General features: G+C 63.9%; 26 protein-coding genes. 10 read left to right on the top strand and 16 right to left on the bottom strand.

Features of this window, described 5'->3' with window-relative positions; all coding sequences use genetic code 11:
- Positions 1-68 precede the first annotated feature (68 nt).
- The 4 genes from pheS to LMTR13_RS00340 are packed head-to-tail and all read left to right on the top strand — an operon-like array spanning position 69 to position 4732.
- Entirely contained in the window at positions 69-1151 is a 1083-nt protein-coding gene (pheS, locus tag LMTR13_RS00355; protein ID WP_065732301.1) for a phenylalanine--tRNA ligase subunit alpha, read from the top strand.
- Positions 1148-1537, top strand: a complete 390-nt coding sequence (locus LMTR13_RS00350) for an ASCH domain-containing protein (protein WP_065726192.1) — start codon at positions 1148-1150, stop codon at positions 1535-1537. The genes pheS and LMTR13_RS00350 overlap by 4 nt, the downstream gene beginning before the upstream one ends.
- A gap of 9 nt (positions 1538-1546) precedes the next feature.
- The gene (gene pheT / locus LMTR13_RS00345; RefSeq protein ID WP_065726191.1) at positions 1547-3955 is read left to right on the top strand and encodes a phenylalanine--tRNA ligase subunit beta; all 2409 of its coding nucleotides are present in this window, start codon (positions 1547-1549) and stop codon (positions 3953-3955) included.
- Positions 3956-3961: 6 nt separating this feature from the next.
- Positions 3962-4732 carry a sulfite exporter TauE/SafE family protein gene (locus LMTR13_RS00340; RefSeq protein WP_065726190.1) on the top strand — a complete coding sequence of 257 codons (771 nt, stop codon included), beginning with the start codon at positions 3962-3964 and terminating at the stop codon, positions 4730-4732.
- An 11-nt stretch (positions 4733-4743) separates the two neighbouring features.
- On the opposite strand, the gene LMTR13_RS00335 is transcribed toward LMTR13_RS00340, so the two are convergent.
- The 4 genes from LMTR13_RS00335 to LMTR13_RS00320 are packed head-to-tail and all read right to left on the bottom strand — an operon-like array spanning position 4744 to position 7481.
- Positions 4744-5130 (bottom strand): helix-turn-helix domain-containing protein, encoded by a 387-nt coding sequence (locus LMTR13_RS00335; protein WP_065726189.1) that lies wholly within the window; start codon positions 5128-5130, stop codon positions 4744-4746.
- Between the two features lie 9 nt (positions 5131-5139).
- Complete coding sequence (locus LMTR13_RS00330) at positions 5140-5382, bottom strand: type II toxin-antitoxin system RelE family toxin (RefSeq protein WP_065726188.1); 243 nt, start codon at positions 5380-5382, stop codon at positions 5140-5142.
- 30 nt (positions 5383-5412) lie between these two features.
- Positions 5413-6084: a Dph6-related ATP pyrophosphatase gene (locus LMTR13_RS00325; protein WP_065726187.1), complete on the bottom strand. Its 672-nt coding sequence runs from the start codon at positions 6082-6084 to the stop codon at positions 5413-5415.
- Positions 6084-7481 carry a flavin monoamine oxidase family protein gene (locus tag LMTR13_RS00320; protein ID WP_065726186.1) on the bottom strand — a complete coding sequence of 466 codons (1398 nt, stop codon included), beginning with the start codon at positions 7479-7481 and terminating at the stop codon, positions 6084-6086. The genes LMTR13_RS00325 and LMTR13_RS00320 overlap by 1 nt, the downstream gene beginning before the upstream one ends.
- Before the next feature lie 189 nt (positions 7482-7670).
- Here LMTR13_RS00320 and LMTR13_RS00315 point away from each other — a divergent pair, with 189 nt between their 5' ends.
- Positions 7671-8654, top strand: a complete 984-nt coding sequence (locus tag LMTR13_RS00315; protein ID WP_065726185.1) for a YiiX/YebB-like N1pC/P60 family cysteine hydrolase — start codon at positions 7671-7673, stop codon at positions 8652-8654.
- Positions 8655-8794: 140 nt separating this feature from the next.
- On the opposite strand, the gene LMTR13_RS00310 is transcribed toward LMTR13_RS00315, so the two are convergent.
- The gene (locus tag LMTR13_RS00310) at positions 8795-10945 is read right to left on the bottom strand and encodes a TonB-dependent receptor (protein ID WP_065732300.1); all 2151 of its coding nucleotides are present in this window, start codon (positions 10943-10945) and stop codon (positions 8795-8797) included.
- Positions 10946-11133: 188 nt separating this feature from the next.
- On the opposite strand from LMTR13_RS00310, the gene nikR reads away from it, so the two are divergent.
- Positions 11134-11580 (top strand): nickel-responsive transcriptional regulator NikR, encoded by a 447-nt coding sequence (nikR, locus tag LMTR13_RS00305; RefSeq protein WP_065726184.1) that lies wholly within the window; start codon positions 11134-11136, stop codon positions 11578-11580.
- A gap of 74 nt (positions 11581-11654) precedes the next feature.
- Here the strand turns inward: nikR and LMTR13_RS00300 are convergent, their stop codons facing one another.
- Positions 11655-11930 (bottom strand): metal-sensitive transcriptional regulator, encoded by a 276-nt coding sequence (locus LMTR13_RS00300; protein WP_065726183.1) that lies wholly within the window; start codon positions 11928-11930, stop codon positions 11655-11657.
- Between the two features lie 50 nt (positions 11931-11980).
- Between LMTR13_RS00300 and LMTR13_RS00295 the strand changes: the two genes are divergently transcribed.
- Positions 11981-14383 (top strand): heavy metal translocating P-type ATPase, encoded by a 2403-nt coding sequence (locus LMTR13_RS00295; RefSeq protein WP_269465886.1) that lies wholly within the window; start codon positions 11981-11983, stop codon positions 14381-14383.
- Between the two features lie 87 nt (positions 14384-14470).
- On the opposite strand, the gene LMTR13_RS00290 is transcribed toward LMTR13_RS00295, so the two are convergent.
- Positions 14471-15409: a beta/alpha barrel domain-containing protein gene (locus tag LMTR13_RS00290; RefSeq protein WP_065726181.1), complete on the bottom strand. Its 939-nt coding sequence runs from the start codon at positions 15407-15409 to the stop codon at positions 14471-14473.
- A 7-nt stretch (positions 15410-15416) separates the two neighbouring features.
- On the bottom strand, positions 15417-16586 hold the full coding sequence (locus LMTR13_RS00285) for a CaiB/BaiF CoA transferase family protein (RefSeq protein WP_065726180.1): 1170 nt from the start codon (positions 16584-16586) through the stop codon (positions 15417-15419).
- A gap of 227 nt (positions 16587-16813) precedes the next feature.
- On the opposite strand from LMTR13_RS00285, the gene LMTR13_RS00280 reads away from it, so the two are divergent.
- Positions 16814-17560: a sulfate transporter family protein gene (locus LMTR13_RS00280; RefSeq protein ID WP_065726179.1), complete on the top strand. Its 747-nt coding sequence runs from the start codon at positions 16814-16816 to the stop codon at positions 17558-17560.
- Positions 17561-17679: 119 nt separating this feature from the next.
- On the opposite strand, the gene nth is transcribed toward LMTR13_RS00280, so the two are convergent.
- A complete protein-coding gene (gene nth / locus LMTR13_RS00275; protein WP_065726178.1) occupies positions 17680-18447 on the bottom strand; it encodes an endonuclease III in 768 nt (255 codons plus the stop codon).
- A 23-nt stretch (positions 18448-18470) separates the two neighbouring features.
- On the opposite strand from nth, the gene LMTR13_RS00270 reads away from it, so the two are divergent.
- Together LMTR13_RS00270 and LMTR13_RS00265 are read left to right on the top strand one after the other, a co-directional pair.
- Entirely contained in the window at positions 18471-18992 is a 522-nt protein-coding gene (locus tag LMTR13_RS00270) for a DUF2244 domain-containing protein (protein WP_065726177.1), read from the top strand.
- A gap of 59 nt (positions 18993-19051) precedes the next feature.
- Positions 19052-19948, top strand: a complete 897-nt coding sequence (locus tag LMTR13_RS00265) for a methylated-DNA--[protein]-cysteine S-methyltransferase (protein ID WP_065726176.1) — start codon at positions 19052-19054, stop codon at positions 19946-19948.
- Positions 19949-20054: 106 nt separating this feature from the next.
- Here LMTR13_RS00265 and LMTR13_RS00260 read toward each other — a convergent pair whose 3' ends face one another.
- From LMTR13_RS00260 to dnaJ, 7 genes are all read right to left on the bottom strand, one after another.
- On the bottom strand, positions 20055-20678 hold the full coding sequence (locus LMTR13_RS00260) for a 2,3-bisphosphoglycerate-dependent phosphoglycerate mutase (RefSeq protein WP_065726175.1): 624 nt from the start codon (positions 20676-20678) through the stop codon (positions 20055-20057).
- Between the two features lie 23 nt (positions 20679-20701).
- The gene (dapB, locus tag LMTR13_RS00255) at positions 20702-21517 is read right to left on the bottom strand and encodes a 4-hydroxy-tetrahydrodipicolinate reductase (RefSeq protein ID WP_065726174.1); all 816 of its coding nucleotides are present in this window, start codon (positions 21515-21517) and stop codon (positions 20702-20704) included.
- A 124-nt stretch (positions 21518-21641) separates the two neighbouring features.
- The gene (locus LMTR13_RS00250) at positions 21642-21944 is read right to left on the bottom strand and encodes a DUF1330 domain-containing protein (protein WP_065726173.1); all 303 of its coding nucleotides are present in this window, start codon (positions 21942-21944) and stop codon (positions 21642-21644) included.
- Between the two features lie 31 nt (positions 21945-21975).
- The gene (pyrF, locus tag LMTR13_RS00245; protein WP_065726172.1) at positions 21976-22686 is read right to left on the bottom strand and encodes an orotidine-5'-phosphate decarboxylase; all 711 of its coding nucleotides are present in this window, start codon (positions 22684-22686) and stop codon (positions 21976-21978) included.
- Between the two features lie 6 nt (positions 22687-22692).
- Positions 22693-23271 carry an NADPH-dependent FMN reductase gene (locus LMTR13_RS00240; RefSeq protein WP_065726171.1) on the bottom strand — a complete coding sequence of 193 codons (579 nt, stop codon included), beginning with the start codon at positions 23269-23271 and terminating at the stop codon, positions 22693-22695.
- A gap of 48 nt (positions 23272-23319) precedes the next feature.
- Positions 23320-23919, bottom strand: coding sequence for a class I SAM-dependent methyltransferase (locus LMTR13_RS00235; RefSeq protein ID WP_065726170.1), 600 nt, complete (start codon positions 23917-23919; stop codon positions 23320-23322).
- A gap of 208 nt (positions 23920-24127) precedes the next feature.
- The gene (dnaJ, locus tag LMTR13_RS00230) at positions 24128-25261 is read right to left on the bottom strand and encodes a molecular chaperone DnaJ (protein ID WP_065726169.1); all 1134 of its coding nucleotides are present in this window, start codon (positions 25259-25261) and stop codon (positions 24128-24130) included.
- Positions 25262-25401: the final 140 nt, after the last annotated feature.

The following is a 25401-nucleotide window of genomic DNA, read 5'->3' as shown; positions in this document are numbered from 1 at the left end:
TCCGCCTTCGCGGATCATGACGGTCCCGTTTGGACTGCGAGCACGCGTTCCTCAAAGGTACCGTCGCCATGTCCGACCTCGCCACACTCGAAAAATCCATTCTCTCCGATATCGCCGCTGCCGGCGACGAAGCTGCGCTCGAAGCCGTGCGCGTCGCGGCGCTCGGCAAGAAGGGTTCGATCTCCGCGCTGCTCGCGACGCTGGGCAAGATGTCGCCGGACGAGCGCAAGACGCAAGGCGCGGCGATCAACCTCGCCAAGGACAAGGTTACGCAGGCGCTCACCGCACGCCGCGACATCCTGAAATCGGCGGCGCTCGACACCCGGCTTGCCTCCGAGACCATCGACGTTACGCTGCCGCTGCGGGAGGCGGCGGCCGAACAGGGTCGCATCCATCCGCTGAGCCAGGTGTTCGAGGAGGTCAACACGATCTTCGCCGACATGGGATTTTCGATCGCCGAAGGCCCCGATATCGAGACCGACGATTACAATTTCACAAAACTGAACTTTCCCGAGGGTCATCCGGCGCGGGAGATGCACGACACGTTCTTCTTCAATCCGAAGGAAGACGGTTCGCGCATGCTGCTGCGTACCCACACCTCGCCGGTGCAGGTGCGCACAATGTTGTCGCAGAAGCCGCCGATCCGCGTGGTTTGCCCGGGCCGCACCTATCGCATCGATTCGGATGCGACCCATACGCCGCAATTCCATCAGGTCGAGGGCCTCGTCATCGACAAGGGCTCGCATCTCGGCCACCTCAAATGGATCCTGCACGAGTTCTGCAAGGCGTTCTTCGAGGTCGACCACATCAACATGCGGTTCCGGCCGTCGTTCTTCCCGTTCACCGAGCCTTCGCTCGAAGTCGACATCCAATGCCGGCGCGACAAGGGCGAGATCCGTTTCGGCGAGGGCGAGGACTGGCTGGAGATTCTTGGCTGCGGCATGGTGCATCCAAACGTGCTGCGCGCCTGCGGCATCGATCCCGACGTCTACCAGGGCTTCGCCTGGGGCATGGGCATCGACCGCATCGCGATGCTGAAATACGGCATCGCCGACTTGCGGCAATTGTTCGAAAGCGACGTGCGCTGGCTTTCGCATTACGGCTTCAAGCCGCTCGACGTCCCGACGCTCGCGGGGGGATTGAGCACGTGAGTGCTGTCCCTGCGAAATATCAGGGTTTGCGATCCTTCGCCTTCGGCGACGGGCCAAGGCTGGCGGACGAGTTGCTCGACCTCGTGATCAAGGGCGTGAAGACCGCGACCTGCTCCACCGAGGACGAGCCGAACACGTCGACGCCGGGCGAACGCTGGATCGTGGTCGATGGACGCGGCACGCCGCGTTGCGTGATCGAAACCGCCGACGTCACCTACCGCCGGTTCGGCGAAGTCGATGCTGCCTTTGCGTACGAAGAAGGCGAAGGCGACCGCAGCCTCGCCTATTGGCGCAAGGCACACCGCACCTATTTCGGCCGGCAAGGCAAGTTTCGCGAAGACATGATGCTGATGTGCGAACGCTTCCGGCTGGTTGAGGTTTTCTAGGAACGCACCATGAAATTCACGCTCTCCTGGCTGAAGGAACATCTCGACACCGACGAGCCGCTGGAAAAGCTTGCCGACAAGCTCACCATGATCGGGCTCGAGGTCGAGAGCATCGAGGACAAGGGCAAGGCGCTTGCGCCATTCTCCATCGCGCGGGTGATCTCGGCCGAGCAGCATCCCAATGCCGATCGTCTGCGGGTCTGCATGGTCGACACCGGCGATGGTGCTGCGCCGGTGCAGGTGGTTTGCGGCGCGCCGAATGCGCGCGCTGGGCTCGTCAGCGTGTTCTCGCCGCCCGGTACGTTCATCCCGGGCAAGAACATCACGCTCGGCGTCGGCACGATCCGGGGCGTCGAGAGCCGCGGCATGCTGTGCTCGGCGGCCGAACTGCAGCTTTCCGAGGACCATGACGGCATCATGGAATTGCCGGCCGACGCCCCGATCGGCAAGGGCTATGCCGAATGGGCAGGCCTCGGCGATCCCGTGCTCGAAATCAACCTGACGCCGAATCGCCAGGATTGCACCGGCGTACACGGCATCGCGCGCGACCTCTCCGCCGCCGATATGGGCAAGTTCATCGACCCCGGCATCAAGCCGGTCAAGGGCGAATTCCCCTGTCCGGTGAAACTGACGGTGGAAGATGCCACGCTGTGCCCGGGCTTCGCGCTGCGGCTGGTGCGCGGCGTCAAGAACGGTCCCTCTCCGGACTGGCTGCAGAAGCGGCTGACCTCGATCGGGCTGCGGCCGATCAATGCGCTGGTCGACATCACCAACTTCATGACCTATGACCGCGCCCGGCCGCTGCATGTGTTCGACGCCAGGAAGGTGACGGGCAATCTCACCGTACGCCGCGCCAAAGAAGGCGAAAGCCTGCTGGCGCTCGACGGCCGCACCTACACGCTCGATCCCTCGATCTGCGTGATATCCGACGAGCACGGCGTCGAATCGCTCGCCGGCATCATGGGCGGCGAGACCTCCGGCTGCGACGAGAATACATCAGACGTGCTGATCGAATCGGCGCTGTGGAATGAGATCAACATCGCGCAGACCGGGCGCAAGCTCGGCATCAATTCGGACGCGCGCTACCGCTTCGAGCGCGGCGTCGATCCGGCCTTCATGGTGCCCGGGATCGAGCTTGCGACCAAAATGGCGATGGAGCTCTGCGGCGGTACGCCGTCGGAGACCGTGGTCGTCGGCAATGCGTTCGGCGACGATCGCATCATCGATTTCCCGCTGAGCGAGGTCAAACGTCTGGCGGGAATCGAGGTGCCGCTGGTCGAGATGCGGCGCATCCTCGGCCATCTCGGCTTCATGGTCGCCGGCAGCGGCCCGGTGGTGAAGGTCGCGGTTCCCTCCTGGCGCACCGACGTGCACGGCAAGGCCGACATCGTCGAGGAAGTCGTGCGTATCGTCGGCGTCGACAAGGTGCCGATGACGGCGTTCGAGCGCGGCGACGACGCCCGAAAATCAGTCCTGACTACAATCCAGAACCGCACCCGTCGCGCCAAACGCGCACTGGCAGCGCGCGGCATGGTGGAGGCCGTGACGTGGTCGTTCATCTCCAAACCGCATGCCGAGTTGTTCGGCGGCGGCCAGGCCGAGCTCGTGCTCGCAAACCCGATCGCGTCCGACATGTCCGACATGCGGCCGAGCCTGCTGCCGGGCCTCGTCGCCGCGGCGCAGGCCAACGCCAACCGCGGCTACTCCGACGTCGCGCTGTTCGAGGTCGGACAGATCTTCAAGGGCGACAAGCCGGACAACCAGTTCGTCGCAGCCTCAGGCGTACGCCACGGCTTTGCGTCCTCAAACGGCATGGGCCGGCACTGGTCCGGCTCGGCCATAGCAGATGCGCTCGACGCCAAGGCCGATGCGTTCGCCGTGCTGGCTGCTGCCGGAGCGCCGATGCAGGCGTTGCAGATCGTTCCCGGTGGTCCCGCGTGGCTGCATCCCGGCCGTTCCGGCACGATCCAGATCGGCCCGCAGAACGTGCTCGGCTATTTCGGCGAACTGCATCCGCGCGCGCTGGAAGCGCTCGGCGCCGATGGCCCGATGATCGCATTCGAAGTCATCCTCGACCGCATTCCCGATGCCAAGAAGAAGCCGACCCGCGCCAAGCCGCTGCTCGAACTCTCCGCGTTCCAGCCGGTGTCGCGCGATTTTGCCTTCATCGTCGATCGCACCGTGAAGGCCGGCGATATCGTGCGCGCTGCGCAAGGCGCAGACAAGAAGCTGATCACCGATGTAGCCGTATTCGACGTCTATGAAGGCAAGGGCATCGATCCGGCCAAGAAGTCGATTGCGATCGCCGTGACGATTCAGCCGCGCGAGAAGACGCTGACGGATCAGGAGATCGATGCAGTGGCGGCGAAGCTCGTGGCCGAGGTGACGAAGAAGACCGGCGGAACCTTGCGGGGATGACGCCGCATGAATCCGGCGGCGCTTATTCCGGCTGATATCAGCCTTAACGCCGCCCTCGCGATTTGCGCGGTCGCCTTCGTCTCGGGAACGGCACGCGGTTTTTCCGGGTTCGGCTCGGCGCTGATTTTCATGCCGCTGGCCAGCTCGATTGCCGACCCGCGGCTGGTGGCCGCGCTGTTGCTGATCATCGATTTCGTCGCCGCCGCGCCGCTGCTGCCGAACGCGTGGGAGAAGGCCGACCGCAAGGCGACCGCCATCATGGTAACCGGCGCGCTGATCGGTGTGCCGATCGGCACCTATTTCCTGAGCCGGCTAGAGCCGGTGACGACGCGCTGGATCATTTCCGTCTTCGTGTTCGCTCTGCTGTTGCTTCTGCTCTCGGGGTGGCGCTATCGCGGCAAGGATCATGCGGCGGTCTCGATCGGCATCGGCGGCCTATCGGGTTTTTGCAGCGGGCTGGCCCAGACCGGCGGGCCGCCGATCGTCGGCTACTGGCTCGGCCGGCCGATTCCTTCCGTGATCGCGCGCGCCAACATCGTGCTGTTCTTCGGCGCGTCGGACTTCTTCTCCGCCGTCAGCTACGCCGCGACCGGACTGATCACGATGGATGCGATCAAATTCGCGCTGGTGGTCGGCCCCGTCTACGGCTTCGGCGTCTGGTTCGGCGCCTCGCTGTTCGGCAAGGCCAGCGAGACCGTATTCCGCTCGATCTGTTACGCGCTGATCGCGGCGGCGGTGATCTTCGGCCTGCCGGCGCTGGATGGAGTGTTGCGATGATTGAAAGCGGATCAGTCTTCCTGAACGAGCAGATCGAGCGGCACGTTTAGTACGTTGGCAATGAGCCGAAGAGCCGCTGCCGTGCCTGTCCGCCGGCCGTTTTCAATATCCGAAATATAGCTCTGGCTCAGGTTGGTCTTGAATGAGAGATACATCTGAGTGACGTCGCGCCATTCGCGCAGGGCCCGTACGGGATTCTCTCCATTAGCGATGCGGTCGACAACATCTTTCGGGAGTAGCGGCGCACCGCCGGCAATTTCCTTGCGCGCTCTCGCGACAATACGCGCGGTGCCCGCATCTTCGTCGACTTCTGCTGCCTTCGCGACCAGAAGCTCGTAATCCTTTTTCGGAAGAATTGCGACTTCCCCGCGCGGGGTCTTCTGAAATCGAACGCTCATGATGTCCTCTCAGTCGTAAATTTCTCGCCGGTGCCCCACAGCAGCGACAACTATCGTTTCCTGATCCTCGTAGAAGATCACGCGCCAGTCGCCGACCCGAAGGCGCATGCCATCGCGCCCTTTGAGACGCTTCACATCGCCGCGCCCGTTTTCGGCAAACTCCGTCAGCCGCCTATCGATCCGGCGGCGAATATCAGGAGATAGCTTTGCCCATTGGCGTGCGCTCGCAGCGGTGAAGGCAACAGGCTTCATGGAGAAATATCGCACATCGCGATATTCGAATCAAGTCTGAAAAATGAAATCGCAATAGGCGTAACCATCGCGCTCGATGCGTTCGCCGGTCTTGACCGCCAGCCGCTGCGAAAACATCGGCCCTGCCACCACGCAAGTGTGAAACTCGCCGTTCTCGCCGCAAGGATCGACGCCAGCAGGCAGATCGGCCAACAAGCTTGCGTCGAATTTGCGGCCCGCAAACTTCGCCGGCATCTTCTTGACATCGACGGTAGCGACATGCGCCTCCAGCCCGCTCGCGATCATCGCTCGCGCGAGCTCCGGCGTTGGCCGTTCCCAGAGCGGGAATATTGGCGTGATACCAGTGCCTGCCAGCTTCTGTTCGCGATAGGCGCGGATGTCGGCCAGAAACAGATCGCCGAAGATCATGTGCGTGACACCGTCGGCAACCGCTTGCGCGACCGCCTCGCCCATCCGCGCCTCGTAAATCTCGTTCGGACAGGGATAGGGTATCGGCACGATCCGCTGCGGCAGGCCGGCGGCCTCGCATTGCGCCTGCAAGATCTCCTGCCGCACGCCGTGGATCGAGACGCGGCCGAACGTCTCGGTCACCGTGGTCAGCGCGCCGACGACCTCGAATTCGCCGGCGCGCAGCACTTCATGTAGCGCGAACGCCGAGTCCTTGCCGCTCGACCAGGAGATCAGTGCCTTGGGACGGGCCATTAGTTGCTCGGAGACGGTGCGCGCCGCCGTCGCTTCGCCGGCCGCGTCTCCGGCTCGGGGCCCTTCAAGGCGCCGATCCGCCGCAATGCCGCCTCTGCCGCGCGTTCGCCGCTCTCCCAGGCGCCGTCGATCGTTCCCCACAGCGTTTCATGAGTGGCTTCGCCGGCGAGATACATGCAGCCGATCGGCTCGGTCAAAACCTTTCGCGAGGACTGCCCGCCGGGACCGGCTGCCGACATCGCGCCGAGCGCGAACGGCGCGGCATTCCAGCGCGTCGCGCTCGATTTCGTCACCGCGGCGGCCACCTCGCTACCGTACAGCTTCGTCAGCCATTCCACAGCAAACGCTACCATCGCGCTCTCGCCCTGCGCTGAAAGATCGCGGCCGAACGAGCCGCCGACATCGAGGGTGCAGAGCGACGAGCCGCCGATATTGGCTGATATCAGCGCCGTCTTCGTCGAATTGCTCTGCTCGATGACGACGTCGTCGCGGGCGAGGCCGAGCGGATTGCCCAACATCTGCAGCGCGATCCGGTCGTAGCTGCCGAGACTGAGTTTCGAAGCGGCGTCGAGCATGCGCTTCGGGATGTCGGGCGCGAACTTGATATTGCCCGCTGCCAGCACGTTACTCGACACTGTAACGACGGCAGCGCGGGCGAGGATCTTTCCGGCAGGTGTTTCCACCATGACGTCGCGGTTGCTCCAGGAAATCCGGTTGGCCGGTGTCGACAGCGCCACCGGAACCTGCTCGCCGAGTTTTGCGATCAGCGTACCCAATCCCTGGCGGCAGCCGATCGCGGTATTGCGGTCCTGCGCGCGCGACTTGTCGCCGACCGAAACGTCTTGCAGATCCTTGCCGGAGAAGCTGGCCCCCAGCACGAATTCGGCCGTGTCCGCCCAGTCGCCGAGATCTTTCGGCAGCACAGATGCGCAGGAAACATCGAACCGCCGCGCGGCGTCGTCGATGGCGCGGTTGGCGCGCACCAGCGCCGCCAAAAACTGTTCGGTCTCGCCGGCGCGGGCATTACGGCGGCCGATGCGGATCTTCTGGCCGAAGGGCGCGCTCGTGATCTCGAGACCCGCGGCGCGCGCCAGCTTGATCATCGGATTGGTCTCGGGATTGTGCATCCAGCGCGCGCCGCGATCGAACGGCACGTCGAAAGTCGAAGCGTCGGTCTGGCAGCGGCCGCCTATCTGGCTCGCCGCCTCCACCACGATCACCCTGCGGTTCGCCGCCATGATCCGCCGCGCCGCAGCAATGCCGGCAGCACCCGCGCCGATCACCACGATGTCGGCGTCCCGCGGCAAGGGTGCGGCCCCCGCACGCGCTCCAGACAAAACCGGAACCGCCGCCAGGCCTGCGGACGCCGACAGGAAGGTGCGGCGGGTCATTGTCATGTCTTGGGTTCCAGGACCTGAAGGGCGCGAGAACAGCTAGCGAACTGTGCCGTATCTCACGGGAGGCAGCAACACTCATGGTAAATCAATCATGATTGATCCGCCGATCGCATGAACTAAATTGAAACGGCTTGCGACCATGATAAGGAAACAAAAAAAGCGGAAGAAAAGCCGCTCTGGGGGAGTTTCATGGGCGTAATGCTCGACACGATCGGCCAGTTGATTGCCCGCTACCTTCAAAAGGAAGTACCGGGCTATGAGCCGTTCACGCCCAGCGACCCCGAACATTTGCGCGGCGTCATCCAGCCCGGCGACGTGCTGCTGGTCGAAGGAAACAACCGCATCTCCGGCATTATCAAATACCTCACGCAGTCCACCTGGTCGCATGGCGCGCTCTATGTCGGCCCGGTTGACGGCGCCACCGAGCCAGACGGCGAGCCGCACGTGCTGATCGAGGCCAATATCGGCGAGGGCGTCACCTCTGCGCCGCTGTCGAAATATTTTCCCTATCACACCCGCATCTGTCGGCCGATCGGCCTGTCCTACGAGGACCGCACCACGGTGTGCCGCTACGCCATCAACCGTATCGGCTTCGGCTACGACACCAAGAACATCGTCGACCTGATGCGCTATCTGATTCCGCTGCCGGTGCCGCAGCGCTGGCGGCGGCGCATGATCGCGTTCGGCTCCGGCGATCCCACCAAGATCATCTGCTCGGCGCTGATTGCGCAGGCGTTTGACGCCGTGCGCTACCCGATCCTGCCGAAGATTACCCGTGCCGCCTCGCGAAAGGCCCGGCGCGAAATCCTGCATATCCGCGATTCCTCGCTCTACATGCCGCGCGATTTCGACATCTCGCCCTATTTCGAAGTCGTCAAACCCACCATTGTGCACGGCTTCGACTACACGGCCCTGCACTGGGCCGACAAGCAGAAGCCGCTCCCGGAGGTAGCGGGCGAATTCGGTGTGTTTCCAGAGGTCAAGTCGCCGCCGCTTGTTCCTGAAGAGATTGACGAAGAGACGCCGGTTCCGGCTGAGGCTGAAGAAGTGACTGTCGGTGCGACGATGGTCGAACGTGTCACCATCTCGGAACATTATCTCGCCGTCGAATACGTCCCGGTCCGCCCGCCGGAGCGCCGCATGAGGCCGTGGACATCGGCGATGATGGCGTAGCGACGGATTGCAGGGTGGGCAAAGCCACCGGGTCGCGCGAATGCGCGCCCGATGACAGGCTCCGCGTGTCCACCGTCCAAACCAAACAATCCGGAAAGATGGTGGACACGGCGCAAAAGCGCCTTTGCCCACCCTGCAATCTAAAACCTCCCCGCCAGCGTCAGTCGCACCGCGAGCGGCTCGGCCGGATGCACGTGACGATCGGCCACGCCACCGATCGGCTCGCCCGGCAGCCGCGACAGATAGTAGTATTCGATCTGGTTGGTCTTCGCATTGAAGAGATTGAGCACGTCGAACTGCAGCCGCAAGCCATTGTCGAATTTGTAGCCGGCGCGCGCGTTGAAGATCAGCGATGATTGCGAACGGGCGCTGCCGTCCTCGATCAGGGGACGCGGGCCGAAATAGCGCCCCCGCAGCGCGCCGAACCAGCCGGCCTCGCCGCCGAATGTCACGCCGCCGCTCGCGACCCATGCCGGCGCACCCGGGATGAAATCTTCGGCAGGATCGAAGTCGGTGAAGCGGGCGCGGGTGTAGGCGACATCGAGATCGAGCCGCATCCACGGCAGCATCTGATATTGGTTGGTCCATTCCACGCCGACGCGCCGGCTGGGCCGGCTCGGCTCAGTGGTGCCGGCATCGCCGACGAACAGCAGCTCGGAATCGAAATCCAGCACGAACACCGCAAGCGAGCTTGTGAGATCCCGGATCGCTTTGGTGCGGATGCCGATCTCAGCCCCCTTCGAGCGAACCAGCAGCGGCACGCGATCCTGCGGCGTCACCTTGTCGATCGGATCGACGGCGATGGTCGCGCCTCTGATGTCGTTGGAGTGCAGGCCGTAACCGGCATTGCCGTAGAATTCGGTCTTGTACCACGGACCCAGCACGATGCCGGCTTTGGGGCTCGTCATCGACGCCTGCGCATGGGCGGAGTTTTGCGGCGTATCGCTCGTGACGCGGCCTGCAAAATAATCCTCGCGGATGCCGACCGTGGTACGCAGCCAGTCGGTCCAGCGCGCCGTCGTGTCGGCCCACAGGCCGACATTGCCTTCGCTGACGCTGTCCTCACGAACGGTCGAAAGCGTCTCGCGCTGCAATGTCTTGAACAGGCCGACATGGATATCATCGCTGCGCGTCTGCAACCCGACACGGGTCTGCGTTTCGACGCCGCCTATGCGCATGTCGAAGGCATGGCTGGCATTGAGCCCATAGACCGTGCGCCGGTCCATCTGGCTGAACTGGTCTCCATTGACGGGATCGTCGAGAAAATAGGTGAAATTGTTGTAGAGCCGCAGCGACGAGTTGATCACATAGGCGTTGATCTTGCTCTGTCCATAAGCGCTCGACTGCGCCCAGTTGCTCGACAGCGAAAATCGGCTCGAGACGCCGCCATCGGTCGGATCGAGCGTCCCGAACCGGCCGATGATTCCCTGGTCGATCGCGCGCTGCGCCACCTGGTCGGTCGAATTCCAGCCGTTGGAATAGGCCATCGCCGAGAGCGTAAGCCCGTCGGTGGCGGTGCCCTGGCTGTAGCGCAACACGCCGTTGAGCTTGCGCACATTGTCGGGCACGTCCCAAGGACCATTATATGCGACGCCTTCGAACGCGCTGAGCAGAGTGCCTGCGCCGACCGCCGTCGATCCCGCCGCCAGCGCGCGGCGATAGCCGAAACTGCCGAACGTCAGTTCGGCAACGTTCTTCGGCAGTCTGTTGACATAGTCGATGGCAACTGCGCCCGCGGACGCGAAGTCACCCTGGTCGGCGAAGTAAGGCCCCTTGCGGACATTGACGGATTGCACCAGCTCCGGAATCAGAAAATTGATATCGGCATAGCCCTGGCCGTGGCCGTGGGTCGGCATGTTGACCGGCATGCCGTCGACGCTGATGGCGAGATCGGTGCCGTGGTCGAGATTGAAGCCGCGCAGAAAATATTGGTTGGCTTTGCCCTCGCCGGAATGCTGGGTGACGATCAGCCCGGGCACCACCTCCAACGCCTCACCGACGCGCGAAAAAGGCCGGGCGTTCACTTCCGCGCCGCCGATCGTCGTGGCGCTGGCTGCGGTCGGTTGCAAGTATGTCGGTCCCGCCGTCGCGGAGCCGGAGGTCACGCCGCCGCTGGCGGGCAGCAGAACAGGTGCGCTCGGTTGAACGGCGGCTGGATTTTGCGAGGCTTGTTGACGGCGGGGCGGCCTGGCCCGGTTGCGCGGACGCACTTCGGGAGGATTTATGGTCACAGCAGGAAGCTGGCCGGCCGCCGCGGCAGCTACGCTCTGCGCGTCTGCAGGCGACACCATCGCGAGCAGCGATGCGGCGGCGGAAAATGCCCCCAAAGCAGATCGACGCAACGCTCATGCCCCCGCATGATAACTGCTACAATCGGCGCGCGACCGCATCAGCTCGACTTAACCCGGCGCTTCACGCTAGCAAGCGCAGTATGACGATACAATAGAAATATCATACTGCAGCCAGAACGGAATTTTCCATGCAACGGATTACGATCACGATCGAAGACGAGCTGCTCGCCGAGATCGACGCGGCGGCGGAAGCCCGCGGCTATCAGAACCGCTCCGAGATCATCCGCGATCTCGCCCGCGCCGGCCTGCAACAAAGTGCCGAGAGCGCGACGCCATCAGGCCAATGCGTTGCCGCGCTGGTCTATGTCTACGATCATGCCGCGCGCGACCTCTCAAAGCGGCTGGTGCAGAATTTCCACGGCCGCCACGATCTATCGCTGGCGACGCTGCATGTACACCTCGACGACGATAGTTGTATGGAAGTGACGGCACTGAAGGGCGCAAGCGGCGAGGTCCGGCACCTGGCCGATCACGTCATCGCCGAGCGCGGCGTGCGCTACGGCCGCGTGGTGATGATTCCGACGACCCCGGACAAAAAGCCGCGGTTGCGCAAACATGGCCACCGGCACGACTGACGACTGATCTGGATCAAGGCGCGCGGTTGGCCCTGGCGAGATAGTCGGCGACCTCAAAGGACTTGGTGCCGATGCTACCGGTCGGAACGGCTGATCACGTCCATCAGTTCGGCGATCTTTTCGCGCTGCTCGGCCTTGTTGCCGCTGGTGATGGCGTGCTCGACGCAGTGCGCCACGTGATCCCGCAATACCTCCTCCTCGACGCGCCGCAACGCAGCCCGGACGGCGGAGATCTGGGTGACGATGTCGATGCAGTAGCGGTCCTCGTCAACCATTCGTGACAGGCCGCGAACCTGGCCTTCGATCCGGCTGAGGCGTTTCTGACAGGATGCCTTGATGTCTTTTCGCATGCGGCTTATATACCCCTACAGGGTATAGGTTTCAAGTGCCGGAGACGATGATGAACAAGAATGAAAACGCCGATCGAAATGGCGTATCAAGGAGCGGCTGCTGCGGCGGGCATAACCATGCCGGACACGACCACGCCGATCACAGCCATCGCGCCGACGGTGCGGCGACCGTGCGCGATCCCGTTTGCGGCATGACCGTGAATCCTGCGACCAGCAAGCACCGCTTCGACCATCACGGCGAAACCTTTCATTTCTGCTCGGCCGGCTGCCGGACCAAATTCGCCGCCGATCCCGCCGCTTACCTTGAGAAGGACAAGAGACCGAAGGCAGCGGTGCCGGAGGGCACGATCTACACCTGCCCAATGCACCCGGAGATCCGCCAGGTCGGGCCCGGAAGCTGCCCGATCTGCGGCATGGCGCTGGAGCCGGAGGTGGCAAGCCTCGATGCGCCCCCCAATCCGGAACTCGCCGACATGACGCGCCGCTTCTGGATCGGCCTGGTGCTTTCCCTGCCGGCCATCGTCCTCGAAATGGGCACCCATCTTGTCGGTGCTCATGGCTGGGTGGACCCGACGCTGTCGAACTGGATTCAGTTCGCGTTCGCCACCCCCGTCGTGCTCTGGGCCGGCTGGCCGTTCTTCGTGCGCGGCTGGCAGTCGCTCGTGACGCGCAATCTCAACATGTTCACGCTGATCGCGATGGGGACGGGCGTAGCTTATGTCTACAGCGCGATCGGCACCGTTGCGCCCGACATCTTCCCGGCCACCTTCCGCGGCCATGGCGGCGCGGTCGCGGTCTATTTCGAAGCCGCCGCAGTCATCACCGTGCTCGTGCTGCTCGGCCAGGTGCTCGAATTGCGTGCCCGCGAAGCGACCTCAGGCGCGATCAAGGCGCTGCTGCAGCTTGCGCCGAAGACCGCCCGCCGCATCGGCGACGACGGCGCCGATCACGAGGTCGAGATCGACGCGTTGGCGGTGGGCGACAAATTGCGGGTCCGGCCGGGCGAAAAGGTGCCGGTGGACGGCGTCATCCTCGAAGGCCGCTCCTCGCTCGACGAGTCGCTGGTCACAGGCGAATCCATGCCGGTGACCAAGGAGCCCGGCAGCAAGGTCATTGCCGGCACGCTCAACCAGTCCGGCGGCTTCATAATGCGCGCCGACAAGGTCGGGCGCGACACGCTGCTGTCGCAGATCGTCAAGATGGTGGCGGACGCGCAGCGCTCCCGCGCGCCGATCCAGCGGCTGGCCGATCAGGTCTCCGGCTGGTTCGTGCCCGTCGTCATCGTCGTGGCGCTGCTCGCATTCGGCGCCTGGACCTGGTTCGGGCCGGAGCCGCGCATGGCATTCGGCCTGGTCGCCGCCGTCAGCGTCCTCATCATCGCCTGCCCCTGCGCGCTCGGCCTCGCCACGCCGATGTCGATCATGGTCGGCGTCGGCCGCGGCGCGCAGGCCGGCGTGCTGATCAAGAACGCCGAAGCGCTGGAGCGCATGGAGAAGGTCGACACGCTGGTGGTCGACAAGACGGGCACGCTGACCGAAGGCAAGCCGAAGGTGGTCGCCATCGTTTCTGCCGCGGGATTCGAAGAAGTAGAGCTTTTGCGGCTGGCGGCGAGCGTCGAGCGCGCCAGCGAACACCCGCTGGCGGACGCCATCGTGCGGTCGGCCAAAGAGCGCAATCTCGATCTCGGCAAGGTCGAGGCATTCGACTCGCCGACCGGCAAGGGCGCCACCGGCAAGGTCGACGGCAAGACCATCGTGCTCGGCAATAGGAATTTCCTGCAGTCCCTCGGCATTGACGCCAGCGCGTTGAACGATGAGGGCGAGCGCCTGCGTGGCGATGGCGCGACCGTGATCAACATGGCGGTTGATGGCAAACTCGCGGGATTGTTCGCTATCGCCGACCCGGTGAAGGCATCGACCCCTGACGCACTGAAGGCGCTGGCTGCCGAAGGCATCAAGGTGATCATGCTGACCGGCGACAACAAGACCACAGCAAACGCCGTCGCGCGCGGCCTTGGTATCGCCGATGTCGAGGCGGAAGTGCTGCCCGATCAGAAGAGCGCCGTGGTCGCAAAACTGCAGAAAGCCGGAAAGATCGTTGCGATGGCCGGCGACGGCGTCAACGATGCGCCGGCGCTCGCGGCGGCCGAAGTCGGCATTGCGATGGGCACAGGAACGGATGTCGCAATGGAAAGCGCCGGCGTCACGTTGCTGAAGGGAGACCTCGGCGGCATCGTCCGCGCCCGCCGCCTGTCGCAGGCGACCATGCGCAACATCAGGCAGAACCTGTTCTTCGCCTTCATCTACAACGCCGCCGGCATCCCGATCGCCGCCGGCATTCTCTATCCCACGTTCGGGCTATTGCTGTCGCCGATCATCGCGGCGGCGGCAATGGCGCTATCGTCCGTGAGCGTCGTCGGCAACGCGCTGCGATTGCGGATGACGCGGCTGTAGTTGCGTCATGCGTTCCCCGGATGGGGCGCATCGCCTAAGAGGCGCTGCACCGCGTCCGGGACACGGCCCACCCAGGCAGGTGCTAGATCACGCTGCCTTCCCGCGCGGCAATCCAGCGCGTGCCAGACCGCCATACAGCGCCTCATCCGGCATTTCCGATTTCAGGACGCCGCGCACCGCGATCAGCTTCTCGATGTCGATGCCGGTGGCAAATCCCTTGCTCTCGCACAGGAACACGAGGTCCTCGAAAACGACATTGCCGGTCGCGCCCGGCGCGAACGGGCAGCCGCCGAGGCCGCCCAGCGATCCGTCGAGCACACGCGCGCCGGCGTCGAGCGCGGCGGAGGCGTTGGCGATGCCCATGCCGCGGGTATCGTGCAGGTGGATGCAGATCGGCCTCGCGCCAGCAATTTTCACCGCAGCCGCGGTCAGTTCGCCGACCTGCTTCGGCCCGGCATAACCCACCGTGTCGGCAATCGCGACCATGTCGACGCCGGCCTCAAACAGTTTTTCCGTCAGCCGCAACACCTCCTTCGGATCGACCGGACCTACGATCGAGCAGCCCAGCGCCATCGAGATCGCCGAGTTCACCACCGGCTTGTGCGCGCTGGCGTCGCGCAACTCGCAGAGCCGCTTGACGTTTGCGATGGCCGATTCGCGCGAACGGTTGGCGTTGGCCTGGCTGTGTTCCTCGGTCGCTGACACCACCGTCGCCACTTCGGCGACGCCTGAAGCCAGCGCCTCGTTGACCCCGCGCTCGTTCAGCGTCAGCGCGATGCCATAGGCGCCGGGCAGCGACGCCACCGTCTGGATGATGTCCCCGACGTCGGCGAACTGCGGAAAGGTCTTCGCCGGCAGGAACGAGCCGACCTCGAAATGGCGCACGCCCGCGGCATATTCGTCCCGCATCCAGCGCTGCTTGGCGGACGTTGACGGAAACGTCTTCACCAGCTGCAGGCCGTCGCGCAGTCCCACCTCGCGCAGGACGATCCTGTTGTCGGGATAGATTTGCTGGACGCGGGTCATGGCAGCCTCATGCGGCGTTGTCGGTTGAAGAGAGCTTTTTCTTTTCGAGTTCGGCGCGAACGGCCTCGGTGTCGGCGCCCAGCACCGGCACCTTCAACCCTTCGCCGATATTGCCGCCGTTCCATTCCACCGGCAACGCCGGAACGCGGAATGGCGCACCGTCGGCATTGAAGTTCTGGACGAGCCCGCCGGGGCGCAATACGTGAGGGTCGCGCAAAAGGTCCTCGGGGCGGTTGATCGGTGAATAGGCGATGTTCAGCGCATCGAGCCTTGCAGACAAATCGGCGATCTTCCAGCCCTTGATCACTTCGGTGACACGCGGAATGATTCTCCCGCGCGCCAGAATCCGGTCGGTGGTATTGCCAAGCGTCGGATCGTCGGCGAGCTCCTGCAGCCCGAACTCCCGGCAAAAACTCCACCAGTGCCCCTCGGTGACGACGCCGATGAAGATACGATCGCCATCGGCGGTGTCGAAGATGTCGTAGATCGGCCAGGCGTGCTCCCGTTCCGGCATCGAGCGCGGCTTTCGGCCGGTCATCTCATATTCGACCATGTGCTGAGCGACCAGGAACAGGCAGTTCTCGAACAGGCCGATGCGGATATCGGCGCCGTCCTCGTTGCCGCCGCGCTTCTGATAGAGTGCAGCGAGAATGGCGATCGCGCCGAACATGCCGCCCATAATGTCGTTGGCGGAGGAGCCGACGCGCTGCGGCTTGTCGCGGGTGCCGGTCATGGCGGCCAATCCCGACATCATCTGCACGACCTCGTCGAGTGCCGGACGGTGCTCGTACGGACCAGACAGAAACCCCTTGTGGCCGACGACGATCAGATGCGGGTGCCTGCGGCGCAGCTCCTCAGGCCCGAGCCCCTGCTTATCGAGCTGACCGTCGCGAAAATTCTCAAGAAACACGTCGGCGCTTTCGAGCAGCCGGTGCATCATCTCGCGGTCTTCGGCGTAAGCGAAATCGAGCACCACGCTGCGCTTGCCCCGGTTGAACAGCGGAAAGAACGAGGTTCCCATGCCGCCGAGGATGCGGGTCTTGTCGCCGGCTGGCGGCTCGACCTTGATGACCTCCGCGCCCAACTGGGCGAGGATCATGCCACAGGTCGGGCCCATCACCATATGGGTCATCTCGACGACCCTCACACCGTCAAGCGGCAGTCCCGTCCCGGTCATTGTAGTTCTCTCCCGTACAAGCCGATCTTTTGTGCCTACACTAGGCCTTCGCAGCACATTGGGAAAATGTAATCTGTCGAACGGCAAGCCCGCTGTTGCATAACGCAAATGCAATTCATGCGGCGCCAGGCTCGTCGCGCCGTCGCCAGACACCAGAGCAAGCTCTTGCCGAAGCGCTCCGGCATATCTACTTCTCGCGAGGGTTTCTCACGAGAGGTTGAACCGCCATGTTGGACGCCGCCGTCAAGGCGCTTTCGCAAATCCTGTCGCCGCCGATGCGTACCATCCTGTGGCGCTCGATCGGGATGGCGCTGGTGCTGATTACGGTGCTGGCCATCGGCTTGCAGCGCGCATTGAGCTGGTTCGCTGAGTACGGCGAAGTCTGGGCCGAGGCGATGCTCGGCCCGGGCTTCCACACGTCGCTCAATATCCTTTCCTGGATCATCTCGATCGCGGCCGGCCTTGGCGTCGTGCTCGGCGGGATCTTCTTGATGCCGGCGGTCACCTCGCTGGTTGCGAGCGTGTTCGTCGACGATGTCGCCGAACATGTCGAGCGCGAGCATTATCCGGTGGAGCGTCCCGGCGACGCGCTGCCGCTCGGCGTCGCGATCCCCGAGGGCATCAAGACGGCGCTGTTGACCATCTTGGTCTATCTGATCGCGCTGCCTTTCGTGCTGTTTGCCGGCGCAGGCTTTCTCATTTTCTTCATCGCCACCGCCTGGCTGTTGGGCCGCGAATATTTCGAACTCGCCGCAATGCGCTTTCGGCCGCCAGCGGAAGCCAAGGCGATGCGCAAGGACAATGCGGCGACCGTGTTCACCGCCGGCCTGTTCATAGCAGCGTTCGTGTCGATCCCGATCGTCAATCTGGCGACGCCGCTGTTCGGCATGGCCTTCATGGTCCACATGCACAAGCGCCTCTCCGGCCCGCGGCCGGAGTTGATCGAACCGGCGCGGAAGATGCCGGTTGCCTAGGGCGCCTCAAGCCCGTCATTGCGAGCGAAGCGAAGCAATCCACCTCTCCACGCGGGGATAGATGGATTGCTTCGTCGCTTCGCTCCTCGCAATGACGGCATGGGCATTGCGCCGCACCCCTACACCGTCTTTTCCGGCCAGCGACACAGATCGTTGATCAGACACACCTCGCAGCGCGGCTTGCGCGACAGGCACGTATAGCGCCCATGCAGAATCAGCCAGTGATGGGCGTGCAGCATGAATTCGGACGGGATCACCTTCTCCAATCCCAATTCGACTTCGAGTGGCGTGTTGCCTGGCGCTAGTCCCGTCCGGTTGCCGACGCGAAACACATGCGTGTCCACTGCCATCGTGTGTTCGCCATAGGCCATGTTGAGCACGACGTTGGCCGTCTTGCGGCCGGCGCCAGGCAGCGACTCGATTTCGGCCCGCGTGCGCGGCACCTCGCCGCCGAATTCGTCGATCAGCTTTTGCGATAGCGCGATGACGTTTTTCGCTTTGGTGCGATAGAGGCCGATGGTCCTGATATAGTCACGCAACTTCTCTTCGCCGAGCGCCAGCATCTTCTCCGGCGTATCGGCCGCCGCAAACAGCGCGCGCGTCGCCTTGTTGACGCCGGCATCGGTCGCCTGCGCCGACAGCACCACCGCCACCAGCAGCGTGTAGGGGTTGAGATGTTCGAGCTCCCCCTTCGGCTCCGGATTGGCCTTGCGAAACCGGCTGAATGCCTCCTCGATTTCGGCTGATGTCCACTGTTTTGACTTCAGAGGCTTCGGCTTCGGCGACTTCTTCGCCCTGGGCAGTGCCTTGGTGCCCTTCTTCGTCGGCTTCTTCGGCACGGACGAAACACTGGTCTTGGCGCCGGAAGCGCGGATGATTTTGGCCATGATCGGGGATATACTGATACGCGATGACCGCAGGCAACGACTTTGATCCGGAGCTTGACCAGCCGACGCTGTTTTCGGCGCGGGTGACGCCGCATCGCTCGCTCAACCGCACCGGCTTTTTGGTGCTGATGATTTTCATCAGTGGCGTGAGCTTTGTTGCCGGCATCGCATTTTTGCTGATGGGCGCCTGGCCAGTGGTCGGCTTCTTCGGCCTCGACGCGCTGGTGATCTACTGGGCGTTCCGGGTCAATTTTCGCAGCGCTGATGCCACCGAGGACATCATGGTGACGCCAACGGAGTTGCGCGTCCGGCGGGTCAGCCATCGCGGCCATTTGATGGAATGGTCGTGCAACCCGCTCTGGGTACAGTTGGAGCAGACCGGCGACCCGGAGTTCGGCATCGAGCGAATCTATCTGGTCTCCCGCGGCCGCCGGCTGTCGATCGGCCAGGTTCTGGGTCCCGACGAAAAAGCCAGCTTTGCCAAAGCCTTACTGGCTGCATTACAGGTCGCCAAGCGCGGGCCAACCTATAATCCGGTGGCTTGAGGTGCTTGTCAGAAATCGGGTGGTTTGGAGGCCGTATGCGCCCTAAATCAGACCCCAAGATGATATCAGCCATACAAGACCAGCGCCTGGCCAAGCCGGGCCTCCATCACGCGGCCGCGCTGCGCGATTACGACTCGGTGCGCCGCGCCATCGCGTTCATCTCGGAACACTGGCGCACGCAGCCAACCATCGAGGCGATGGCGGATGCCGCCGCCGTGACGCCGGACGAGTTGCACCATCTGTTTCGCCGCTGGGCCGGGCTGACGCCGAAGGCCTTTATGCAGGCGCTTACCCTGGATCATGCGAAGGGCTTGTTGCGCGGTTCCGCGAGCGTGCTCGATGCCGCGCTCGACTCGGGGCTGTCAGGCCCGGGCCGGCTGCATGATCTCTTCGTCACCCATGAAGCGATGTCGCCGGGCGAATGGAAAAACGGCGGCGCCGGTATGACGCTGCGTTACGGTTTCCATGCCTCGCCGTTCGGCACCGCGATCGTGATCGCGAGCGAGCGGGGCCTTGCGGGACTAGCCTTCGCCGATCCCGGCGACGAGCCGACGGCGTTCGCCGACATGAAGCGGCGCTGGCCGAATGCGACCTATGTCGAGGACCATGACGGCACCGTCGGCCTCGCACAACGCATCTTCGATACGCGGCTGTGGCGGCCGGACCAGCCGCTGCGCGTGGTGCTGATCGGCACCGATTTCGAGGTGCGGGTGTGGGAGACGCTGTTGAAGATCCCGATGGGCCGCGCGGTCTGTTATTCCGACATCGCCACCAAGATCAAAAGCCCGAAAGCCTCGCGCGCGGTCGGCGCCGCGGTCGGCCGCAACCCGGTGTCGTTCGTGGTGCCCTGCCATCGCGCGCTCGGCAAGGGCGGCGCGCTAACCGGCTATCACTGGGGCATCACGCGCAAGCAGGCGATGCTCGGCTGGGAAGCCGGGCAAGTCGGATTGCATTGACGTTGTAGGGTGGGCAAAGCGAAGCGTGCCCACCATTCAGGCTGATGATGCGGATAGATGATGGGCACGGCGCAAGTGCACGTTTTCCCACCCCTACAATCTGCCCTCAAGCCGCCAGATCGAGCTTCGACGCGACCGTCGAATCGGCATTGAGCCGGTAGATCACCGGCGCACCGGTCGCGAGTTCACGCTTCAGGATCTGCTCGGGCGTCAGCTTCTCCAGCACCATGATCAGCGCGCGCAGCGAATTGCCGTGGGCGGCGACCAGCGTGCGTTCGCCGCGCAGTACGCCGGGCAGAATCTCCTGCACGTAATAGGGTAGCGTGCGTGCCAGCGTATCCTTGAGGCTTTCGCCGCCGGGCGGCGGCACGTCGTAGGAGCGGCGCCAGATCAAGACCTGTTCCTCGCCCCACTTCTTGCGGGCGTCATCCTTGTTGAGTCCCGACAGGTCGCCGTAATCGCGTTCGTTGAGCGCCAGATCGCATTTGGTCGGCAGCCCGGTCTGCCCAATCTCGGCGAGCATCAGCTTCAGCGTATGCTGAGCGCGCGTCAGGACGGACGTGAACGCGACATCGAACGTCAGTCCCTGCGCCTTCAACTTGCGGCCGGCCTCCTTTGCCTCGGAGATACCGAGTTCGGAGAGGTCGGGGTCCTTCCAGCCGGTGAACAGGTTCTTCAAATTCCAGTCGCTCTGGCCGTGCCGCACGAGCACGAGAAGACGATCGCTCATTCCAGGATTCCGTTTTTCGATGGTTAGAAGTCGGCCAACCCGAGCACGTCGGTCATCGTGTAGAAGCCCGGTGCCTTGCCCCGCGCCCACAGCGCCGCCTTGACGGCGCCCTGCGCGAACATGGTCCGGTCCTCGGCGCGGTGGGTCAGTTCGATCCGCTCCATCGGACCTGCGAAGATCACGCTGTGATCGCCGGTGACGGTGCCGCCGCGCAGTGCGGCAAAGCCGATGTCGCCCGGCCGCCGCGCGCCGGTATGCCCGTCGCGGCCGCGCGCGGAGCGGGCGTGCAGGTCGATGCCGCGGCCGGCCGCGGCGGCTTCACCGAGCAGGAAGGCGGTGCCCGAGGGCGCGTCGATCTTGGCCTTGTGGTGCATCTCGACGATTTCGATATCGAAACTTTCGTCCAGCGACTGCGCGACGCGCTTGACCAACGCGGCGAGCAGATTGATGCCGAGGCTCATATTGCCGGACTGCACGACGACCGCGCGCGAGGTGACGCTCTTGATGACCGCCATGTCCGAGACCGACAGGCCGGTGGTTCCGACGATGTGCACGAGTCCGCGTTCGGCGGCGATCGCGACATTGGCGATGGTGGCGGCCGGCACGGTGAAATCCAGAATGCCGTCGGCATTGGCAGACAATGTCCAGAGGTCGGCCGACAACATGACGCCATTGGCCGGCAGACCCGCGAGCACGCCGGCATCCTTGCCCAGAAGTTCCGAGCCCGGCGCTTCCAGCGCGCCGGCCAGAACCGTGCCCGGCGTTTCCGAAATGACGCGCACCAGCGCGCGGCCCATCCGGCCGCCGGCCCCCGCTACGATCAATCGCATATCGGCCATGGCTTTTACCTCTGCACGCCCTATAGCGGGACGAGGCCGTTCCGGCAACCGACCGGGGCCCTATCAGCCGTCGTGGCCAGGCTAGTCCCGGGCACAACGGAAGGAAATCGACATTCCGGCCTGCTCAGGGCTGCGGACCGTCATAGCCCTCGATGACGATGAGCTCAGCGATCGAGTGCGGCTGCCGCACCTTGATGTTGTCCTGGTATTCCGGCGAATTGTAGCAGGCCAGCGCTTTCTCATAGCTGTCGAATTCGATCACCACATTGCGCGAGCGGCATTGGCCTTCGACCGCGGTAAACTGGCCGCCGCGGACGACATAGCGCCCGCCGAATTTCTTGAAGATTGCGAGATTGGCCGCAGCATAGGGCTTGTAGCCCTCGTCATTGTTCACGTCGACACGTCCGATCCAGTATCCCTTGGCCATCTCACTTCTCCGTTTCTTGCCGCCAATTCTACTATACCAACGCCTGCTTGATTTCCGCCTGAATAGCGTCCGCCGCCGCCTTGGGATCGGCCGCTTCCGTCACCGGCCGTCCGACCACCAGATAGTCTGCACCCGCGGCAATCGCCCGCGCCGGTGTCATGATGCGCTTCTGGTCGCCGGTCGCAGCCCCTGCAGGGCGGATGCCCGGCGTCACCAGGTTCATCTGGTGGCCGACGATCTTGCGCAACGCGGCCGCCTCTTCCGGCGAGCTGACGAGGCCGTCGACGCCGAGCACCTGCGCCTGCTGGGCCCGCGCCTCGACCAGATCGGAGACGTTGAGACGATAGCCGGCGGCGTGCAGGTCGCCGTCGTCATAAGAGGTCAGCACGGTAACGGCGAGAATCTTCAGACCCGAGCCTTGGCGCGCCTCAACCGCGGCTTTCATGGTCTGCGGATAAGCATGCACGGTGAGGAAGGTCGCGCCGAGCTTCGCCACGCTCTCGACGCCGCGCGCCACCGTATTGCCGATGTCGTGCAGCTTGAGATCGATAAAAACCTTCTTGCCTGATTTCGCCAGTTGCTGCGCCAGCGGCAATCCGCCGGCATAGGCGAGCTGATAGCCGATTTTGTAGAAGCTCACGCTGTCGCCGAGCCGCGCAATCATCGCTTCCGCTTCAGTCACCCCGGGCAAATCGAGCGCGACGATCAGGCGGTCCTTCGGATCGATGTCGGCTGGCTGCATGTCACCTCACATCATGCGTTGGGAAATATCGATCAACTGCCGCACCAGAGCTTTCAGCCCCTCGGCATCAGCGGCGTTCTTCAGGCGGTCCATCTCGTCATAGGCATCCTCGGCGAACGCCAGCGCGAACTGGTTCGGTATCACGGTTGCATGACACGCCGACAGGATCAGCCGCAGCGCGGCCAGCGCGCGGGCGCCGCCGAGCCGATTACCGGAAGCCGACGCAATCGCAAACACCCGATCGCGAAACACCTGGCCGCGGGTCTCGTGCGCGTCCTGCACCCGGCTCACCCAGTCGATGGTATTTTTCACCAGCGCCGGCACCGAGGAATTGTATTCCGGCGTCACCATCAGCACGCCGTGATGGGCCGCCATCATGCGCTTGAGGTTGACCGCGTTTTTTGGCACACCCGATTTCGCCTGCAGATCGCCGTCATAGATCGGCAGCGGGAAATCAACCAGGGAGATGCGGGTGACTTCCGCGCCCGCCTGCGCCAGCTCGTGCGCAGCGACGGCCGCCAGCCTCGCATTGAGCGAGCCGGTGCGGAGCGATCCTGGGATCACAAGGATTTTCAGCGCGGACATACTTGGAAATCGCACTCGGGGCTAACCGGCCGCGCGACAGCGGGCGGCTTAGCCCTTGCGATACACCCAGACCCGGGCGGGCGGAAGGTTCATCCAGATCCGCTCGGAAGCTTCTGTGGACACGCCCGGCAGCGATTTCGGGATCGGCGGAGCGACCGAATAGGTGAACTGTATGAAGGGCGCGCCGGGCGCAAGCGCCATGAAGGCGTCGCGGATCAGCTTCAGGCGGGTCAGCATCGGTTTTGTCACGAGCGGCAGGCCGGAGATCACGGCAGACGCCGGCGCATCCAGCGCATCTCCAAGCGAAGCGCGGAGCGTATAGGCATCGCCCTGCACGACCTTGGCCTGAGGATAGCGGTCGCGCAGCAGCGCGCAGAAGCCCGGATTATATTCGACCAGCACGAGCCGCTTCTGATCGACACCGTGTTCGATCAGCGCGTTGGTGATCGCGCCGGTCCCGGGCCCAAGTTCGACGACCGGTCCTTCGGACAAGACGTCGACATATTGCGCCATGGTGCGGGCGAGCACTTTGCTCGACGGCATCACCGCGCCCATGTGCAGCGGCTTTTCAATCCATGACCGAAGGAAGCGCACCTCATCGTCGAGACGAGGCTTCTTCAACGCACGCACGGACGATTGCAAAGGCATGTCGCTACCAGGCGGGACCCGCCCACGAGCGGGGATGTCAGAAAACAGTCATAAACACGTATAGGTCGACGGGGATACGGTCAAGCCAAACGGTAATGCGTCGGCCGCGCCGAAGTCCCCGCGATCCGGCGATAACACACTGTGCAAGCTGAATGAATCATGACTGACAGGCGAGGAACTGCGCTCGCCCGGGCGACATGCGTAGGGTTCAGGAGCCCGCGCGGGAGCCGAAGAAGTCTTTGACCTTGGTGAAGAAGCCCAGCGCCTCCGGCTGGGTTGCCCCGGAGGACAGCTTTTCGAATTCGGCGAGCAGTTCCTGCTGCTTCTTGGTCAGATTCTGCGGCGTTTCGACCATAACCTGGACATACATATCGCCGGTCTGGCGCGAGCGCAGCACCGGCATGCCCTTTGATGCAATGCGGAAACGGCGGCCGGACTGCGTTCCCGCCGGCACCTTCACCTTGGTCTTGCCCTTGTCGATGGTGGGCACCTCAAATTCGCCGCCGAGTGCGGCCGCGACCATCGAGATCGGAACCCGGCAGTGCAAATCGGCGCCATCGCGCTGGAAGAATTCGTGGGTCGCCAGCGACAGGAAAATGTAGAGGTCGCCGGGCGGGCCGCCGCGGACGCCGGCCTCGCCTTCGCCGGCCAGCCGGATACGCGTGCCGTCCTCGACCCCCTGCGGAATGTTGACCGACAGCGTGCGGTCGCGCGTCACCCGTCCCGTGCCCGAGCAATTCGGGCAGGCGTCCTCGATCATCTGGCCGCGGCCCTGACAGCCGGGGCAGGTCCGCTCCAGCGTGAAGAAGCCCTGGGCCTGACGGACGCGGCCGGCGCCGCCGCACATCGCGCAGGTCTTCGGCTTGGTGCCGGCCTTGGCGCCGGTGCCCGAACAGGGCTCGCAGGTGACCGAGACCGGAATCTCGATCTGCGCGGTCTTGCCGAGGTAGGCTTCCTCCAGCGTGATTTCCATGTTGTAGCGCAGATCGGCGCCGCGCTCGCGTCCGCCGCCGCGCCCGCGCTGCCCGGCCATGCCGAACAGGTCCTCGAAAATATCAGAGAACGACGAGGCAAAGCCCGCACCGAATCCAGGACCGCCACCGCCCATGCCTTGCTCGAACGCGGCGTGGCCGTAGCGGTCATAGGCGGCGCGCTTCTCGCCGTCTTTCAGGACTTCATAGGCCTCGTTGATTTCCTTGAATTTAATTTCGCTGGCGGCATCGCCTGGATTCCTGTCCGGATGCCATTTCATCGCGAGCTTGCGGAAGGCCGACTTGAGCTTGGATTCGTCCGCGTTCCGCTCGACTTCCAGGGTTTCGTAGTAGCAGCGCTTGGTGGACATCAGTCAAACCCGCCCGAAATTCGTCTTCATGCCGAAAGCACCTTCAATCGAAGATGCCGCCATCGGCTTAAAGAAAAATGACCCCCACCCATCGAACGCGAGCCGTGCGCTCTTTTGGATGAGGGTCATGATCGAAAGCC

Source organism: Bradyrhizobium icense (assembly GCF_001693385.1).
GTDB classification, from domain to species: Bacteria; Pseudomonadota; Alphaproteobacteria; order Rhizobiales; family Xanthobacteraceae; genus Bradyrhizobium; species Bradyrhizobium icense.
Note: the sequence above shows the minus strand (reverse complement) of the source record. Positions and strands in the feature narration are given on the sequence as shown.